Source organism: Xanthomonas sp. F4 (assembly GCF_011761895.1).
The window spans coordinates 36,268-53,246 of record NZ_JAASQX010000002.1; the positions used below are offsets into that span (position 1 = coordinate 36,268).

At 67.8% G+C, this 16,979-nt stretch carries 11 protein-coding genes; 4 read left to right on the forward strand and 7 right to left on the reverse strand.

Going from position 1 to position 16,979, the window contains the following annotated elements:
• Complete coding sequence (locus FHR66_RS08135; RefSeq protein ID WP_160967765.1) at positions 1 to 2,181, forward strand: ATP-binding protein; 2,181 nt, start codon at positions 1 to 3, stop codon at positions 2,179 to 2,181.
• A gap of 54 nt (positions 2,182 to 2,235) precedes the next feature.
• On the opposite strand, the gene FHR66_RS08140 is transcribed toward FHR66_RS08135, so the two are convergent.
• The 3 genes from FHR66_RS08140 to acnA all read right to left on the reverse strand — a co-directional run bounded on the left by FHR66_RS08140 (position 2,236) and on the right by acnA (position 8,236).
• A complete protein-coding gene (locus FHR66_RS08140; RefSeq protein WP_160967767.1) occupies positions 2,236 to 3,108 on the reverse strand; it encodes a crotonase/enoyl-CoA hydratase family protein in 873 nt (290 codons plus the stop codon).
• 149 nt (positions 3,109 to 3,257) lie between these two features.
• Positions 3,258 to 4,943, reverse strand: a complete 1,686-nt coding sequence (locus tag FHR66_RS08145) for a long-chain fatty acid--CoA ligase (RefSeq protein WP_160967769.1) — start codon at positions 4,941 to 4,943, stop codon at positions 3,258 to 3,260.
• 533 nt (positions 4,944 to 5,476) lie between these two features.
• On the reverse strand, positions 5,477 to 8,236 hold the full coding sequence (acnA, locus tag FHR66_RS08150) for an aconitate hydratase AcnA (RefSeq protein ID WP_160967771.1): 2,760 nt from the start codon (positions 8,234 to 8,236) through the stop codon (positions 5,477 to 5,479).
• Positions 8,237 to 8,384: 148 nt separating this feature from the next.
• On the opposite strand from acnA, the gene FHR66_RS08155 reads away from it, so the two are divergent.
• Genes FHR66_RS08155 through acnB form a run of 3 tightly spaced genes read left to right on the forward strand, consistent with a single transcriptional unit; the run spans position 8,385 to position 11,696 of the window.
• Positions 8,385 to 8,648, forward strand: coding sequence for an AbrB/MazE/SpoVT family DNA-binding domain-containing protein (locus FHR66_RS08155; RefSeq protein WP_010343322.1), 264 nt, complete (start codon positions 8,385 to 8,387; stop codon positions 8,646 to 8,648).
• On the forward strand, positions 8,645 to 9,052 hold the full coding sequence (locus tag FHR66_RS08160) for a type II toxin-antitoxin system VapC family toxin (RefSeq protein ID WP_019798091.1): 408 nt from the start codon (positions 8,645 to 8,647) through the stop codon (positions 9,050 to 9,052). Before FHR66_RS08155 ends, FHR66_RS08160 begins: the two co-directional genes overlap by 4 nt.
• A 52-nt stretch (positions 9,053 to 9,104) precedes the next feature.
• Entirely contained in the window at positions 9,105 to 11,696 is a 2,592-nt protein-coding gene (gene acnB / locus FHR66_RS08165) for a bifunctional aconitate hydratase 2/2-methylisocitrate dehydratase (protein ID WP_160967773.1), read from the forward strand.
• Positions 11,697 to 11,832: 136 nt separating this feature from the next.
• On the opposite strand, the gene FHR66_RS08170 is transcribed toward acnB, so the two are convergent.
• The 4 genes from FHR66_RS08170 to FHR66_RS08185 are packed head-to-tail and all read right to left on the reverse strand — an operon-like array spanning position 11,833 to position 16,970.
• The gene (locus FHR66_RS08170; protein WP_160967775.1) at positions 11,833 to 14,430 is read right to left on the reverse strand and encodes a sensor domain-containing protein; all 2,598 of its coding nucleotides are present in this window, start codon (positions 14,428 to 14,430) and stop codon (positions 11,833 to 11,835) included.
• A gap of 4 nt (positions 14,431 to 14,434) precedes the next feature.
• Positions 14,435 to 15,508 carry a protein-glutamate methylesterase/protein-glutamine glutaminase gene (locus FHR66_RS08175; RefSeq protein ID WP_160967776.1) on the reverse strand — a complete coding sequence of 358 codons (1,074 nt, stop codon included), beginning with the start codon at positions 15,506 to 15,508 and terminating at the stop codon, positions 14,435 to 14,437.
• Positions 15,505 to 16,107, reverse strand: coding sequence for a chemoreceptor glutamine deamidase CheD (cheD, locus tag FHR66_RS08180; protein ID WP_160958665.1), 603 nt, complete (start codon positions 16,105 to 16,107; stop codon positions 15,505 to 15,507). The genes FHR66_RS08175 and cheD overlap by 4 nt, the downstream gene beginning before the upstream one ends.
• Positions 16,104 to 16,970 carry a CheR family methyltransferase gene (locus FHR66_RS08185; RefSeq protein WP_160967778.1) on the reverse strand — a complete coding sequence of 289 codons (867 nt, stop codon included), beginning with the start codon at positions 16,968 to 16,970 and terminating at the stop codon, positions 16,104 to 16,106. The genes cheD and FHR66_RS08185 overlap by 4 nt, the downstream gene beginning before the upstream one ends.
• Positions 16,971 to 16,979 lie beyond the last annotated feature (9 nt).

Sequence of the window (16,979 nt, forward strand, 5' to 3'; positions counted from 1 at the left end):
ATGATCGCGGCGATCAGGTGGGTGCGGCAACGGTTCGCGGAGCGAAAGGATACCGAGCACGGGCAGGCGTTCGTCCGCATCTGCATGGTCGCCCTGATCCTGGCGTACGAGCTGTCGTTCTCGCACACCTGGGACATCGCTCCGCGGCAGCGCGCCTACGTCATCGGCCTGACCCTGATCTCGCAGGCTGTGGCCCTGGCCTTGATGAGCTGGATCCTGGCCCTGCCGCAGCGCTCCGACGTGCGCCGGATCATCGGCATGGTCGCCGACTACGGACTCATGTCGATGGCGATGAGCGCCATCGGCGAACCGATGGCCTGCATCTACGTCGTCATCATGTGGGTCACCATCGGTAACGGCCTGCGCTACGGCAACCGCTATCTGTACCTGGCCGTGGCCATGGCGGTGGCCAGTTTCAGCATCACGCTGATGACCAGCGACTACTGGATCGCCAATCGCGGCCTGGGCATTGGCCTGCTGGTCGGCCTGGCTGCCATCCCGCTGTACCTGTCCGGGCTGTTGCGGCAATTGACCTCGACGACGGCCGAGGCGCGTCGCGCCAGCGAGGCCAAGAGCCGCTTCCTGGCCAATATGAGCCATGAGTTCCGCACCCCATTGAATGGCCTGTCGGGCATGACCGAAGTGCTGGCGACGACGCGGCTGGACGCCGAGCAACGCGAGTGCGTCAACACCATCCAGGCCTCTGCGCGCAGCTTGCTGTCGCTGGTCGAGGAAGTGCTGGACATTTCCGCGATCGAGGCCGGCAAGCTCCGGCTCGACAAGCGCGATTTTTCGCTGCGCGAAACCCTGGACGGGATCAGCCTGATCCTGCAGCCGCAGGTGCGGGCCAAGCGCCTGGCCTACCAGGTGGACGTCGCTCCGGACGTGCCGGACTATCTTTCCGGCGATCCGGGTCACCTGCGCCAGGTGCTGCTGAACCTGGCCGGCAATGCCATCAAGTTCACCGAGACCGGCCGGGTGGACATCCGGGTGCGCCTGCACAAGAACGAGCAGGGGCAGCCGAAGCGCTTGAGTTTCGACATCGTCGACACCGGGATCGGGGTGACGCCTGAAATGCGGCCGCGTCTGTTCGAAGCGTTCGAACAGGCCGACGTTGGCCTGGCGCGCCGCTACGAAGGCAGCGGCCTCGGCACCACGATCGCCAAGGGCCTGGTCGAGGCGATGGGGGGAAGCATCGGCTACCAGGAAAACGTGCCGCGCGGCAGCCACTTCTGGTTCGAGTTGCCGTTCGTGGCCGCGGCGGTACCGGCGTCGACGGACATCGGCGTGCCGGCGACGAGCGCGCCGGCCGCAGTTGAGGAGTTCGATACCAACGGCAACGTCATCGCGTTCTCCGATCCGTTTCTGCGCCACCGCGCGCGGGTGCGCGGCATGCGCATCCTGGTTGCCGACGACCATGCCGCCAACCGCATGGTGCTGCAGCGCATGCTGCAGAAGGCCGGCCATCGCGCCATTTGCGTCGACGGTGCGGAGGCGGTGCTGGATGCGCTGGCCGAGAGCGAATTCGATGCGGTGATCGTCGACCTGCACATGCCCGGCATGAGCGGCCTGGACATGCTGCGACAGTTGCGGGTGATGCAGGCCGGCGGGCCACGCACGCCGGTGGTGGTGCTCAGCGCCGACGTCACCCCCGAGTCGATCCAGCGTTGCGAGCAGGCCGGTGCGCGGACCTTCCTGGCCAAGCCGGTGGTGGCCAACCGTCTGCTCGACACGCTCTCCGATATCGCGATGGAGGGGCGCCTGCGCGCGGGCAGCGAGAGCAGCGTGCGGCAGATTGCGGTGTCGAGCGAAGGGGTGCTGGATTCGTCGGTCCTGGACGAACTCGCCGGGCTCGGCATGGGCGACGGGTTCGAACGCGAATTCATCTCGCAATGCCTCAACGACGCCGAAGGCTGCCTCGGTGGCATGCAGATCGCGGGTGAGGCCGAGCACTGGGAACGCCTGCGCGAACACGCGCATGCGATCAAGGGCGTCGCCAGCAATCTTGGCCTGGTACGGCTCGCCAGCCTCGGTGGCGAGTTGATGCAGATGCCGGAATGGCAGGTACGCAGCGAGTGGCGGGCACGGCTGATGGCGCTCAACGCCAGCCTGACCGAAGGCCGCGAAGCCCTGGATCTGCGCGCGCGGCAGAGCGCCGTGCAGGACGGCGAGCTGCGCTGAGGAAAGCCCGGCGCTGGGCCGGGTCATCCCCCGTTGCCGGCAGCGGCGCCATGCTCAGGCGGCAACGACGCCGGCTTGAGCGCGCCGGACCTGTGCGCGCACCAGCCGATCCATCGTCCGCAGCGACTTCTCGCCCAGCGCCAGCGCGGCATCCACCCAGATTTCCGTCACCGCCAGCAATTCTTCGCGGCCAACCGGCTGCACCACGTTGCGCATCGCATTCATCGCCAGATGCGCCAACGGCGCGCGCCGCTGGCGCTGGATCAGGTCGCGCACCGCGTCCTTGCCTTGACCCTTGGGCACCAGCACATCGACGATGCCCATGGCATGCATCTCCTGGCTGCTGAAGACGTGGCCTCCCAGGATGAGCTTCTCCGCGGCATGCGGTGCGATGCGCCGGCTGAGGAACGAATACGCGCCCATGCCCGGAAACAGGCCGAACATGATTTCCGGCAGGCCCATGCCGACGTCCTCTTCGGCCACGATCAGATGACACGACAGCGCCATCTCCAGGCCGCCGCCGAGCGCGTCGCCTTGCAGCAGGGCGATGGTGCGGAAACTGCCGCCGAGCCCTTCGTGGAAACGATGCACGCCATCGATGCAGCTTGTCGCGTAGGCCATCAGGCCGGCGCGGTCACGGCGGCGGATGTAGTGGCCGAACAGTTCCAGATCCCCGCCCAGGTTGAACGCACTGCCGTCGGATGCCAGCACCAGACTGCCCAGACGCGCCGATGCCAGGTTGCCGGGCTGGCTGATGGACGCGAGGTAGCTGTGCATCTCGCGCATCAACGTGGGGTGGAAGCAGGGCCGCTGCTTGGCGGCACTGCCTGCATGCATGTACAACCAATGGCTATCGTCGTCGCCGTCCGCATCGATGCGGATGCTGGAATAGGTGCGGGTACGGGGCAGCGTGTCGATCGTGCTCATGGCGGGCTCTCGGAAAGACGCCCGCGGAGATGGCGTGGCGCAGCGGGCGAGTGCGTTTCCACCCGGCGGATGCTACACCCGGGTGCCGTGGCCGGAACTCGCCCCGCCAGCGCCTGCACGGGCGCCGCGTGGGCGCCCGCTGGACCTGCTTATTGCGGCGGCGGTGCGTCGCGCAACTCGCGCCGCAGGATCTTCCCGACGTTGGTCTTGGGCAGCTCCTTGCGGAACTCGACGATGCGCGGGTGCTTGTAGCCGGTGAGGTTGGCGCGGGCGTGCGCCTTCACCTCGTCGGCGGTCAGGTTGGGGTCCTTCTTGACGATGACCACCTTGACCGCCTCGCCGGATTTTTCGTCCGGCACACCGACCGCGGCCACTTCCAGCACGCCCGGCATCATCGCGATGACGTCCTCGACCTCGTTCGGATACACGTTGAAGCCGGACACCAGGATCATGTCCTTCTTGCGGTCGACGATATAGAAGAAGCCCTGCGGATCCATCCGCGCCATGTCGCCGGTGTGCAGCCAGCCGTCGGCATCGATGGCGCTGGCGGTGTCCTCCGGCCGGCGCCAGTAACCCTTCATCACCTGCGGCCCGCGGATGCACAGCTCACCGACCTCGCCATGGGCGAGGGTCTGGCCCTGGTCGTCCTTGACGCAGGCGTCGGTGGAGGGGATCGGCAGGCCGATCGCGCCGTTGTATTCGGTCAGGGTCAGCGGGTTGATGCAGGCGGCCGGCGAGGTCTCGGTCAGGCCGTAGGCCTCGACCAGGGTGACGCCGGTGACCTGCTTCCAGCGTTCGGCCACCGCGCGTTGCACCGCCATGCCGCCGCCGAGGGTGAACTTCAGCGAGGAGAAATCCACCTTGTCGAAGCCAGGCGTGTTGAGCAGGCCGTTGAACAGGGTGTTGACGCCGGTGAAGGCGGTGAAGCGGGTCTTCTGCAGTTCCTTGACGAAGCCCGGCATGTCGCGCGGATTGCTGATCAGGTGGTTGAGCCCGCCGAGCTTCATGAAGACCAGCCCGTTCGCGGTCAGCGCAAAGATGTGGTACAGCGGCAGCGCGGTGATGATGACTTCCTTGCCTTCCTCCAGCTTGCCGGTCGCCGAGATCCAGGCGCCTGCCTGCAGCATGTTGGCGACCAGGTTGCGGTGGGTCAGCATCGCGCCCTTGGCCACGCCGGTGGTGCCGCCGGTGTACTGCAGGAAGGCGATGTCGTCCGGCGCGATGTCGATCGGCGGCAGCGTGTGCAGGCGGCCGAGGGTCAGCGCGTCGCGGAAGCGGATCGCGTTGGGGAGGTCGTAGTCCGGCACCAGTTTCTTGACGTACTTCAGGACGAAGTTGACCAGCGGCCCCTTGGGGAAGCCGAGCATGTCGCCCAGGCCGGTGGTGATGACCTGCTTGATCGGTGTGTCGGCAAGCACTTCCTGCACGGTGGTGCCGAAGTTGTCGATCACTACCAGCGCGCTGGCACCGGAGTCGATCAACTGGTGGCGCAGTTCGCGCGGGGTGTACAGCGGGTTGACGTTGACCACGGTCATGCCGGCCAGCAGCACGCCGAAGGTGGCGATGGGGTACTGCAGGCAGTTGGGCATCATCAGAGCGACGCGGTCGCCCTTCTTGAGCTGCAGTTCGCCCAGCAGGTAGCCGGCGAATTGCCGGGCCAGTTCGCCGGCCTCGCGGTAGGTCAGGGTCTTGCCGAAGTTGCAATAGGCGGGGCGGTCGCCGAACTTGGCCACGGAGCTTTCGAAGACGGCGGCGACGGAGCGGTATTCATCGACATCGATGTCGGCGCCAACGCCGGCCGGATAACTCTGCAACCACGGACGATCCAGACTCATATTCCCCCTCCAGGAAATGTATTGATGGGCGCGCAGCGGACAGTATCCGCCGGAATCCCGTAATGGGAGCATACCGTTCCGTAGGGGAGAAAGGCGAACAGGGGCGGGGGATGCCTTGTGGGCGAGCGTGTTTTTGTGCCGGTAGGGCAAGAGTGCCGAAGGCTATCTGCTGTTGCTGTTGCTTTTACCGGTCCCCTTCCGAAGCGGCGGCCAGCACGGGGAAAAACCCCGAAGGGGCGGCGCACAGGGACGTGCGCCGTCCGCGGCAGGGGCAGGATGCCCCTTCCGCGGATCCCCGGGCTGGACGCGGACCCGGAGCGCGCAGCGCGCAGCGCGTAGGGCGTAGGGCGCGAGGCAGGGTGTGCTTTCTTTTGGTTACTTTTCTTTGCACAAGCAAAGAAAAGTAACTCGCCGAAAGGCGAAAGCCTTTGCTCTCGAGTGCGCGCGCATGCAAGTGTCAATTCGCGTACCCGAGCATCGCCCCCGCGCTAGGCGCGGGGGCCAGGGTTCCGTGTGGGAAACCCGTGCGGCTGTCAGCGCGCAGCCAATTGCCGCAACACGTACTGCAGCAGGCCGCCATGGCGGAAGTACTCCACTTCCTTCGGGGTCAGCAGCATCACCGCCACCTCGAAGGACTGCGCGCTGCCGTCGGCCTTGGTCGCCACAACCTTGGCGCGCTTGCTGGCGCCGTCCTGCAGGCCGGTGATCTCGAACACTTCCGAGCCGTCCAGGCCCAGGCTCTGCGCGTTCTGGCCGTCGAGGAACTGCAGCGGCAGCACGCCCATACCGACCAGGTTGGAGCGGTGGATGCGTTCGAAGCTTTCGGCGATCACCGCCTTGACCCCGAGCAGATTGGTGCCCTTGGCCGCCCAGTCGCGCGAGGAGCCGGTGCCGTATTCCTTGCCGCCGATCACCACCAGCGGCACGCCGTCGGCCTTGTACTTCATCGCCGCGTCGTAGATCGCCAGCTTTTCCGGCTGGCCGCCGCCGGGCGGGTGGTACAGGGTGTTGCCGCCTTCCTCGCCGCCGAACATCAGGTTCTTGATGCGGATGTTGGCGAAGGTGCCGCGGACCATGACGTCGTCGTTGCCGCGGCGGCTGCCGTAGCTGTTGAAGTCGGCCGGCTGCACGCCGCGCTCCTGCAGGAAGCGGCCCGCCGGCGAGTCCTTCTTGATGTTGCCGGCCGGGGAGATGTGGTCGGTGGTGATCGAGTCGCCGAACAGGCCGAGCACGCGCGCACCGTGCACGTCGTCGATGCGGCCGACCTGCATGGTCATGCCGTCGAAGTAGGGCGGGTTCTTGATGTAGGTGGAGGCGCCGTCCCAGGCGTAAAGCTCGCCGTCGGGCGAGGCGATGGCGGCCCAGCGGCTGTCGCCCTTGAACACGTCGGCGTAGTTCTGCTTGAACATCTCCGGGCCGACCGTGGCGGCGATGGTGTCGCCGATCTCCTTGTTGCTCGGCCAGATGTCGCGCAGGTACACCGGCTGGCCGTCGCTGCCGGTGCCGAGCGGGTCGCGGGTCAGGTCGATGTCGGTGGTGCCGGCGATGGCGTAGGCGACCACCAGCGGCGGCGACGCCAGGTAGTTCATCTTCACTTCCGGATGCACGCGGCCTTCGAAGTTGCGGTTGCCCGACAGCACCGACGCCACCACCAGGTCGTCCTGGGCGATGGCCGCGGACACGTCGTCCGGCAGCGGGCCGGAGTTGCCGATGCAGGTGGTGCAGCCGTAGCCGACCACGTAGAAGCCGAGCTGTTCCAGGTCGCCCATCACCCCGGCCTTCTTGAGGTAGTCGGTGACCACCAGCGAGCCCGGCCCGAGCGAGGTCTTGACCCACGGCTGCGCCTTCAGGCCCTTGGCCACGGCGTTGCGCGCGAGCAGGCCGGCGCCGAGCATCACCGCCGGGTTGGAGGTGTTGGTGCAGGAGGTGATCGCCGCGATCACCACCGCGCCGTCGCGCAGCTGCCAGCCGGCGCCGCTGGCCTCGGCATCCTGTGCATGCGCCGCCTGGGCGCCGACCGCAGTGCCGCCGCCGCCTTCGTTCTTGAGCCGGTCTTCCTGTTTCGCATCGCTGTGGCGCTTGCTGCGCGCGTCGGCGAACGGCACCAGGCTGTCGCGGAAGTTGCGCTGCATGTCTTCCAGCAGCACGCGGTCCTGCGGGCGCTTGGGGCCGGCCAGCGAGGGCTTGACCTGGCCCATGTCCAGTTCCAGGGTGGCGCTGTATGCGGCATGCGCGCTGTCGGCGTCGTGCCACAGGCCCTGCGCCTTGGCGTAGGCCTCGACCAGCGCGATCTGCTCCTCGCTGCGCCCGGACAGGCGCAGGTAGGTCAGCGATTCGGCGTCGATCGGGAAGATGCCGCAGGTCGCGCCGTATTCGGGCGCCATGTTGCCGATGGTGGCGCGGTCGGCCAGCGGCAGGTGCTGCAGGCCGTCGCCGAAGAACTCGACGAACTTGCCGACCACCCCGTGCTTGCGCAGCATCTGCGTCACCGTCAGCACCAGGTCGGTGGCGGTGGCGCCTTCGGGCAGCTTGCCGGTGAGCTTGAAGCCCACCACCTGCGGGATCAGCATCGACGAAGGCTGGCCGAGCATCGCCGCTTCCGCCTCGATGCCGCCCACGCCCCAGCCGAGCACGCCGATGCCGTTGATCATGGTGGTGTGGCTGTCGGTGCCGAACACGGTGTCCGGGTAGGCGATCGCCTCGCCGTCGCGTTCGCCGGTCATCACCACCCGCGCCAGGTGCTCCAGGTTGACCTGGTGCACGATGCCGGTGTTCGGGGGCACCACCTTGAAGTTGTCGAACGCCTTCTGGCCCCAGCGCAGGAAGCCGTAGCGCTCCTTGTTGCGCTGGAATTCGATCTTGCCGTTGAGGTCCAGCGCGTCGGGCTTGCCGAACACGTCCACCTGCACCGAATGGTCGATCACCAGTTCCGAGGGAATCAGCGGGTTGATCTGTTCCGGGCGCCCGCCGAGCTTGACCACCGCGTCGCGCATTGCGGCCAGGTCGACCACGCACGGTACGCCGGTGAAGTCCTGCAGCACCACGCGCGCCGGCATGAAGGCGATCTCGGTGTCCGGCTCGGCCTTGGGATCCCACTTGGCCACTGCCTCGATGTGGTCCTTGCCCACGGTCACGCCGCCGTCTTCGTGGCGCAACAGGTTTTCCAGCAGGATCTTCAGCGAGTAGGGCAGGCGGGCAATGTCGAAGCGCTCGGCGAGCTTGGGCAGGCTGTAGTAGGCGTAGCGTTGGCCGTTGACCTCGAGCGAGGCACGGGTGGAAAAGGAATCGCTCATCACGGAACTCCTATGGCATCGCGGCTGTAGGGACTGCGGTCATTCTGACCGATTCAGTGTGTATGGCAGGTGTGACCTGCGCTGTATGCGGGCTTGAGTATGACGCTTCAAGTATGTAAAATTCGTGCATACCTTGTGGAGCCCGCCCATGGAAGCCACTGTCGCCGAGCGCGGTCAGATCACCTTGCCCAAGGCCGTGCGCGACGCATTGGGCCTGAGCAAGGGCACCATCCTGAAAGTGGAACTGGACGGCGGCCGGATCATCCTGCGCAAGAGCGTGGACGATGCCATCTCGCGCGCTCGCGGCCGCTTCAAGCTCGACGGCTTCGCCAGTACCGACGAGGCGATGCGCGCCATCCGCGGCCGCGCCCCGGGCGATCCGTTCGAACCCGAGCCCGACGCCGGCGCATGATCGCCATCGACTCGTCCGTGCTGGTGGACCTGCTGGCCGACGGCCCGCAGGCCGACGCCGCCGAAGCCTGCCTGCGCCAGTGCCTGAGCACCGGCCCGGTGGTGGTCTGCGACATCGTCCTGGCCGAAGTGTGCAGCGCGCTGCGCGACGGCGCCGAGGCCTTGTCGGTGCTGGAGGACATGAGCATCCGCTTCAGCGCGCTGGAGGCCAAGTCGGCCTTGCGCGCCGGCGAGATGCAGCGCCGCTTCCGCGCCCGCGGCGGCAAGCGCGAGCGGGTGGTGGCCGATTTCCTGATCGGTGCGCATGCGTTGCTGCAATGCGATGGCCTGATCACCCGCGACGACCGTTTTTTCCGCGATTACTTCAAGGGCCTGAAGATCATCGTCCCCAAGCCTGCCGGCTGACGCCGCGCCGCCGCTACCGCACATCCCCACCGTATTTTTCCGGAGAACCCGCATGTTGGAAGCCTACCGCCACCACGTTGCAGAGCGCGCCGCGCTCGGAATCCCGCCGCTGCCGCTGAGCGCGCAGCAGACCGCGCAGGTCATCGAACTGCTGAAGAATCCGCCGGCCGGCGAGGAGCAGTTTCTGGTCGAACTGCTGAGCCATCGCGTGCCGGCGGGCGTCGACGACGCCGCCAAGGTCAAGGCCTCGTACCTGGCCGCGGTCGCCTTCGGCAGCGAGAAGACCCCGCTGATCTCGCCCACCCGCGCCACCGAACTGCTGGGCACCATGCTCGGCGGCTACAACATCCATCCGCTGATCGAGCTGCTGGACAACGCCGAACTCGGTGCAGTCGCCGCCGAAGGCCTGAAGCACACGCTGCTGATCTTCGACGCCTTCCACGACGTGCAGGAGAAGGCCGAGGCCGGCAACGCGCACGCCAAGGCGGTGCTGCAGAGCTGGGCCGAGGCCGAGTGGTTCACCAGCAAGCCGGAAGTGCCGCAGAGCCTGACCATCACCGTGTTCAAGGTGCCGGGCGAGACCAACACCGACGACCTGTCGCCGGCGCCGGACGCCACCACCCGTCCCGACATCCCGCTGCACGCGCTGGCGATGCTCAAGAACAAGCGCGACGGCGCCCCGTTCGAGCCGGAAGAAGACGGCAAGCGCGGCCCGATCCAGGCCATCGCCGATCTCAAGGCCAAGGGCCATCTGGTCGCCTACGTCGGCGACGTGGTCGGCACCGGTTCCTCGCGCAAGTCGGCGACCAACTCGGTGCTGTGGTGGACCGGCGAGGACATCCCGTACATCCCCAACAAGCGCTTCGGCGGCGTGTGCCTGGGCTCGAAGATCGCGCCGATCTTCTACAACACCATGGAAGACGCCGGCGCGCTGCCGATCGAGCTGGACGTGTCGCAGATGGAGCACGGCGACGTGGTCGAGCTGCGTCCGTACGAGGGCAAGGCGCTGAAGAACGGGCAGGTGATCGCCGAGTTCGCGATGAAGTCGGACGTGCTGTTCGACGAAGTGCGCGCCGGCGGCCGCATCCCGCTGATCGTCGGCCGCGGCCTGACCGCCAAGGCGCGCGAGTTCCTGGGCCTGCCGGCCTCGGACCTGTTCCGCCTGCCGATGGACCCGCCGGACACCGGCAAGGGCTTCTCGCTGGCGCAGAAGATGGTCGGCCGCGCCTGCGGGCTGCCGGAAGGCCAGGGCATGCGCCCGGGCACCTACTGCGAACCGAAGATGACCTCGGTGGGCTCGCAGGACACCACCGGCCCGATGACCCGCGACGAGCTGAAGGACCTGGCCTGCCTGGGCTTCTCCGCCGATCTGGTGATGCAGTCGTTCTGCCACACCGCCGCGTATCCGAAGCCGGTCGACGTCAAGACCCACCACACCCTGCCGGAGTTCATCTCCACCCGCGGCGGCGTGTCGCTGCGTCCGGGCGACGGCGTCATCCACAGCTGGCTCAACCGCATGCTGCTGCCCGACACCGTCGGCACCGGCGGCGACTCGCACACCCGCTTCCCGATCGGCATCTCGTTCCCGGCCGGCTCCGGCCTGGTCGCCTTCGCCGCCGCCACCGGCGTCATGCCGCTGGACATGCCCGAGAGCGTGCTGGTGCGCTTCAAGGGGCAGATGCAGCCGGGCGTGACCCTGCGCGATCTGGTCAACGCGATCCCGCTGTACGCGATCAAGCAGGGCCTGCTGACCGTGGCCAAGCAGGGCAAGAAGAACATCTTCTCCGGCCGCATCCTGGAGATCGAAGGCCTGCCGGAGCTGAAGGTGGAGCAGGCGTTCGAACTGTCTGACGCCTCCGCCGAGCGGTCGGCCGCCGGTTGCACGGTGCGCCTGAACAAGGAGCCGATCGTCGAGTACCTGACCAGCAACATCACCCTGCTGAAGTGGATGATCGCCGAAGGCTATGCCGACGCGCGTTCGCTGGCGCGGCGGATCAAGAAGATGGAGGAGTGGCTGGCCGACCCGCAGCTGCTCGAGCCCGATGCCGATGCCGAGTACGCCGCGGTGATCGAGATCGATCTGGCCGACATCCACGAGCCGATCGTGGCCTGCCCGAATGACCCGGACGACGTGAAGACCCTGTCCGACGTGGCCGGCGCGACGATCGACGAAGTGTTCATCGGCTCGTGCATGACCAACATCGGCCACTTCCGTGCCGCGGCCAAGCTGCTGGAAGGCAAGCGCGACATCCCGACCCGCCTGTGGGTCGCGCCGCCGACCAAGATGGACGCCTCGGAGCTGACCAAGGAAGGCCACTACGGCACCTTCGGCGCCGCCGGTGCGCGCATGGAAATGCCGGGCTGCTCGCTGTGCATGGGCAACCAGGCGCAGGCGCGCGAGGGCGCCACGGTGTTCTCCACCTCCACCCGCAACTTCCCCAACCGCCTGGGCCGCAACACCAACGTGTACCTGGGCTCGGCGGAACTGGCGGCGATCTGCTCGCGCCTGGGCCGGATCCCGACCAAGGACGAGTACATGGCCGACGTGGGCGTGATCAAGACCAGTGGCGAGCAGATCTATCGCTACATGAACTTCGATCAGATCCAGGACTATCAGGACGTGGCCGCCACGGTCGCCGCTTGATCGCCCCGGCGATGCGCTGACGCGACGTGCCGCCCATGCGGCACTGTCGCAAACGAGAAGCCCGGCATTGCCGGGCTTTTTTCTTGGGGGTTGCAGGCGTTTCCCGACGCGGCGGTCTTGCCGCGCTCGCGTGCGCTTACGTCGGCTGTGCGGACGCACGCCCCTGCAGCCAGTGCTCCAGCGCCGCCGGTGTGAGCGCCGGGGCGAACAGGAAGCCCTGCAGCACGCGGCAGCCCAGCCGCGCCAGGAACGCGCGCTGCGCCTCGGTCTCCACGCCCTCGGCGACGGTATGCAGGCCGAGGGTCTCGCCAATGCGCAGCACCGAGGTGGTCAGCGCGCGCGAGGTCTGGCAGTGCTCCAGGTCGCTGACGAAGCTCATGTCCAGCTTCAGTTCGTTGACCGGCAATTGATGCAGGTGGCTGAGGCTGGAATAGCCGGTGCCGAAGTCGTCCAGCGACAGCAGCACGCCGCTGGCCTGCAGTTGGCGCAGATTGGCCAGCACGGCGCCGGGGTTGGAGAGCATGACGCTCTCGGTCATCTCCAGTGCCAGGTCCGCTGGTTGCAGGCCGGCGGTGGCGAGCAGATCCTCCACCCGCGCGGGCAGCTGCGGGTCGGCGAAATTGTTGGCCGACAGGTTCACCGCCACGCGCGGCACCGGGATGCCGCGCTGGCGCCAGTCTGCCATCTGCCGGCAGGCCTCGCGCAGGACCCAATGTCCGAGCTCGTCGATCAGCCCGCATTCTTCGGCCATCGGTACGAAGCGGGCAGGGGAGATCGCGCCGAGGTTGGGATGTTCCCAGCGCAGCAGCGCTTCCACGCCGTACAGCGCATGCGGCGCCTGGCTGTGCAGTTGCGGCTGGTAGTGCAGTTGCAGCTTGTTGCGATGCAGGGCGTCGCGCAGCGCGGTCTCCATCGCCACGCGTTCCTGCGCCATGCGGTTCATGTCGGAACTGAAGTAGCACACGCTGTTGCCGCCCTCGCGCTTGGCCCGGAACATCGCCAGGTCGGCATGGCGCAGCAAGGTCTCGATGTCGCTGCCGTCCTCGGGGAACATCGCCACGCCGATGCTGGCGCTGGGGTGCAGGGTCACCTGGCCGACCACCAGCGGCTCGGCCAGCGCCAGCAACAGGCGCTCGGCGACGCCGGCGGCCTGTTCGACGCTGCAGTTCGGCAGCATCAGCACGAATTCGTCGCCGGCCTGGCGGCCGATGAGGTCGGTCACGCCCAGGGTGTCGCCGATGCGATGGGCGATGTCGCGCAACAGGCCGTCGCCGGCGGCATGGCCCTGGGTCTCGTTGACGCGCTTGAAGCGGTCGATGTCCACGAACAGGATCGCCACCGGCGCGCCCTGGTGCTCGGCGGCGGCGAGCGCCTGCTCGGCGCGGGCGCTGAACATCACCCGGTTGGGCAGGCCGGTGAGCGAGTCGTAGAAGGCGAGCTGGTGCACGCGCGCCCTGGTCTGCTCGCGTTCCAGCGCCAATGCGCACAGATGCACGCAGAGTTCGATCAGGCGCAGGTGCCAGGCCAACGGCTCGCGCACCTGCCGGTAGCACAGTGCGAAGCTGCCGAGGACGCGGCCGCTGCTGGACTTGATCGGGGTAGCCACGCAGGTGCCCAACTGCACGTACTGCACCAGCCCCATGTAGTCGGCGAACAGCGGGTCGGTGCGCGGGTCGAGCACCAGCACCTGCTTGCCGCGCCAGATCGAGGTGCCGAGGGCGCCGGCACGCGGTCCGGCGCGCATGTTGCTCATGGTCTCGCCGAACCGCGCCGGCATGCTCGGCGCCGCCAGCGGCTGCAGGCAGCCACTGCCGTCGACGCTGACGATCGCGGCCATCAGTTCCGGCGCGATGCGCTCGACCTCATTGCAGATCAGCGTGGCGACCTCGACCAGCGGCTGTTCGCGGACCAGCGCCTCCAGCACGTTCTTGTGCAGCACCTCGTGCATCTTGCTCTGGGTGATGTCGGTGAACGAGAGGATGTAGCGCCGTTGGTCGCCGTTCTCGCCGGCGATGGGGGTGGCCACCAGGGTGGCCCACAGCGGGGTGCCGTCCTTGCGGTACGCCAGGATGTCGGCCTGGTGGCCGAAGCCGGCGCGTACGCGTTCGCGGGTCTGCTGCACGGTCTGCAGGTCGGTACCGGGGCCGGTCAGCACGTTGCTGGGCAGGTGCCCCAGCACTTCGCTCTCGGCATAGCCGAACACCTGGCTGAAGCCGGCGTTGACGTAGAGGATGTTCAATTCCGGATCGCACACGACGATCGCGTTGTCGCTGGAGTCCAGCGCCAGCGACAGCAGCCGCATCCTGGCATCGCGGGCGCGTTCGGCGCTGATGTCGCGCACGAACAGCACCTGCAGCTGGCTGGTGTTCTCCGGCACCCGTGCCGCGCTCACCGCCAGCCAGCGTGCCCTACCGTCGGGGTCGCGCAACGTCAGTTCGTAGCTGCCGCTGCCGTCGTGGTGCAGGCAACTGGCGAGGAAGTCCGCGCGGTTCTCCGCGTCGACCAGCTCGCCGAGCGGATGGCCCAGCACCTGCGCGCGTGGCCGGTTCCACAGCGCTTCGGCGGTGTGGTTGAAGGCGACCACGCGTGCCTTCGCATCGATCACCAGCACCCCTTGCGGGGCGTAGTGCAGGCAGTGCAGCAGATCGAGTTCGGAGCAGGCCGCGGCCGCCCGCGCCGTTTCCACACTGGGGTCGCTGGAGACGCTCGAGGTGGTGGCGCGGCGGCCCGGCATGCTGTCAGCGGGCCTGCACGGACAGCGCGATCAGGCGCTCGGCGATCTTGTCCAGGGGCAGCACCTCCTGCGCCGCGCCCAGCCGGAAGGCCGTGCCGGGCATGCCCCAGACCACGCTGGTGGCCTCGTCCTGGACCAGGGTGCTGGCGCCGGCCTGCAGCATTTCCAGCAGGCCGCGCGCGCCGTCGTCGCCCATGCCGGTGAGGATCGCACCGATGGCGTTGGCGCCGGCGTTGCGCGCCACCGACTGGAACAGCACGTCCACCGCCGGCTTGTGCCGGTTGACCGGCGGGCCGTCGTCGATCTTGCAGCGCCAGCGCGCGCCGTCGCGGATCACCTGCAGGTGCTTGCCGCCGGGCGGCAGGTAGGCGTGGCCGGGCAGGATCGCTTCGCCTTCGGTCGCCTCGCGCACGGCCATCGCCGAGTGCCGGTTGAGACGGTCGGCGAAGGCAGTGCTGAAGCCCGCGGGCAGATGCTGGGTCATCACCACTGCCGGGGCATCGGCCGGCATGCCTTCCAGCACCACGCGCAGCGCTTCGGTGCCGCCGGCGGACGCACCGATCGCGATCAGCCGGTCGGTGGTGCGGAACTTCAGCGACGACACCGCGGCGGGGTTGGCGGTGGCGCTGGCCGGTTTCGGCGCGGCCGGCCGGTCCAGAGCACGGACCTTGGCCTTGGCCGCGTTCTTGACCTTGGTGATGATCTCTTCGGCGTATCCCTCCAACCCGCGGGCCACGTCGAGCTTGGGCTTGGAGATGAAGTCGACCGCGCCCAGCGATAGCGCCTGCAGCGTGGTGTCGGCGCCGCGCTCGGTGAGCGAGGAGATCATCACCACCGGCGTGGGCCGCAGCCGCATCAGGTTTTCCAGGAACGCCAGGCCGTCCATGCGCGGCATTTCCACGTCCAGGGTGATCACGTCCGGATTCAGGCGCTTGATCTTCTCGCGCGCCAGCAGCGGGTCGGCGGCCGAGCCGACCACTTCCACGCCGGGCGCGCCCGACAGGATCTCGGTGAGGATCTGCCGCACGACCGCGGAGTCGTCGACGATCAGGACACGGCAAGGGGCTTCCAGGCTCATTCGAACAACTCCACGGCGCCGGTGACAGGGGCTTTGGCGAGACGGGCGCGCACTGCCGACTCGGCCGCGGCGATCTCGGCTTCCTCGTGCGCGTGCGGCAGGCGCTGCACGACCACGCGGCCGGTGCCGGGAAAGAACCAGATCTTGCGCGGATGGATGCCGCGCAGATCCTCGGCCACCACCGGGATCTGTTCGGCCTTGAGGTAGTTCAGCACGAAGTCGGCGTTGCGCGTGCCGACCGGGTTGTTGGTGAAGCCCTTGAGCACATTGCCGCCGCCGAACACCTTGGCTTCCAGGCGATTGCGGGCGGCGCCGCGCTTGAGCAGATCGTTGATCAGCACTTCCATCGCGTAGCTGCCGTAGCGTGCCGGCGCGCCGTCGCCGCTCTGGCCGTCGGGCAGCATGAAGTGGTTCATGCCGCCGATCTTCAGCAACGGGTCGCGGATGCAGGCGGCCACGCACGAGCCCAGGATGGTGGTCAGCGCGGTGTCGTCGTCCACCACCAGGTACTGGGTCGGCAACAGCTTGGCCGCGATCGTCTGGAAGCGCGTGTCGTGATAGCGCATCACCTGGTCCAGGGCCATGGCGGCGGGGCTCATGCGCGATCCTTTTGCGCCCGACGGTACAGCGTGCGGCCACAGGGCTGGATCAGGTCGGCCGCATGCAGATAGTTCTCCGAATGGCCGGTGTAGAGCATGCCGTCGTCGTCCAGGTGCGGGATCAGCCGCGACAGGATGCCGCGCTGGGTGGGCTTGTCGAAATAGATCATCACGTTGCGGCAGAACAGCGCCAGGTACGGGCCGGCGACGTCGTAGCGCGGTTCCAGCAGGTTGAGCTGGCGGAACTCGAGCAGGTCGCGCAGCGCCGGCAGCACCCGACACTGGCCCTCGTTGGCGCCGCTGCCGCGCTGGAAGTACTTGCGCTTGAGCGCGGGGTCCAGGCTTGCGACGCGCTCCAGCGCGTACACGCCGCGCGAGGCGGTGGCCAGCACCTGGGTGTCGACGTCGGTGGCGAGGATCCGCACCGGCGGGGTCAGCGTGCCGAAGGCCTCGCAGGCGGTGATCGCCAGCGAGTAGGGCTCCTCGCCGGTGGAGGCCGCGCAGGACCAGATCTTCAGCGGCGCGGCGCTGGAGTGCTTCTGCAACTCTTCGCGCAGCCGCTCGAAATGGTGCGGCTCGCGGAAGAACGAGGTCAGGTTGGTGGTCAGCGCGTTGGTGAACGCCTCCCACTCGTCGCCGCCGTCGCGCTCCAGCCAGTCCAGGTAGTCGCGGAACGAGCGCAGGCCCAGCACGCGCAGGCGCCGCGACAGTCGGCCGTAGACCATGTCGCGCTTGGCTGGGGCCAGCGCGATGCCGGCCTTCTGGTAGATGAGGTCGCAGACCCGCTTGAAATCGCGATCGCTGAAGTCGAAGTCGCGATTGTCGGAGCCGGAAGAGGGCGAAGCAGGAGTCTGGATGGCCATGGTGTGCAG

Bases quoted from the DNA above. Each gene is read 5' to 3' on its own strand.
- FHR66_RS08185 (WP_160967778.1), bottom strand. From the start codon at position 16,970: ATGGCCATCCAGACTCCTGCTTCGCCCTCTTCCGGCTCCGACAATCGC.
- FHR66_RS08160 (WP_019798091.1), top strand. From the start codon at position 8,645: ATGATCGCCATCGACTCGTCCGTGCTGGTGGACCTGCTGGCCGACGGC.
- cheD (WP_160958665.1), bottom strand. From the start codon at position 16,107: ATGAGCCCCGCCGCCATGGCCCTGGACCAGGTGATGCGCTATCACGAC.
- FHR66_RS08140 (WP_160967767.1), bottom strand. From the start codon at position 3,108: ATGAGCACGATCGACACGCTGCCCCGTACCCGCACCTATTCCAGCATC.
- FHR66_RS08145 (WP_160967769.1), bottom strand. From the start codon at position 4,943: ATGAGTCTGGATCGTCCGTGGTTGCAGAGTTATCCGGCCGGCGTTGGC.
- FHR66_RS08155 (WP_010343322.1), top strand. From the start codon at position 8,385: ATGGAAGCCACTGTCGCCGAGCGCGGTCAGATCACCTTGCCCAAGGCC.
- acnA (WP_160967771.1), bottom strand. From the start codon at position 8,236: ATGAGCGATTCCTTTTCCACCCGTGCCTCGCTCGAGGTCAACGGCCAA.
- FHR66_RS08170 (WP_160967775.1), bottom strand. From the start codon at position 14,430: ATGCCGGGCCGCCGCGCCACCACCTCGAGCGTCTCCAGCGACCCCAGT.
- FHR66_RS08135 (WP_160967765.1), top strand. From the start codon at position 1: ATGATCGCGGCGATCAGGTGGGTGCGGCAACGGTTCGCGGAGCGAAAG.
- FHR66_RS08175 (WP_160967776.1), bottom strand. From the start codon at position 15,508: ATGAGCCTGGAAGCCCCTTGCCGTGTCCTGATCGTCGACGACTCCGCG.
- acnB (WP_160967773.1), top strand. From the start codon at position 9,105: ATGTTGGAAGCCTACCGCCACCACGTTGCAGAGCGCGCCGCGCTCGGA.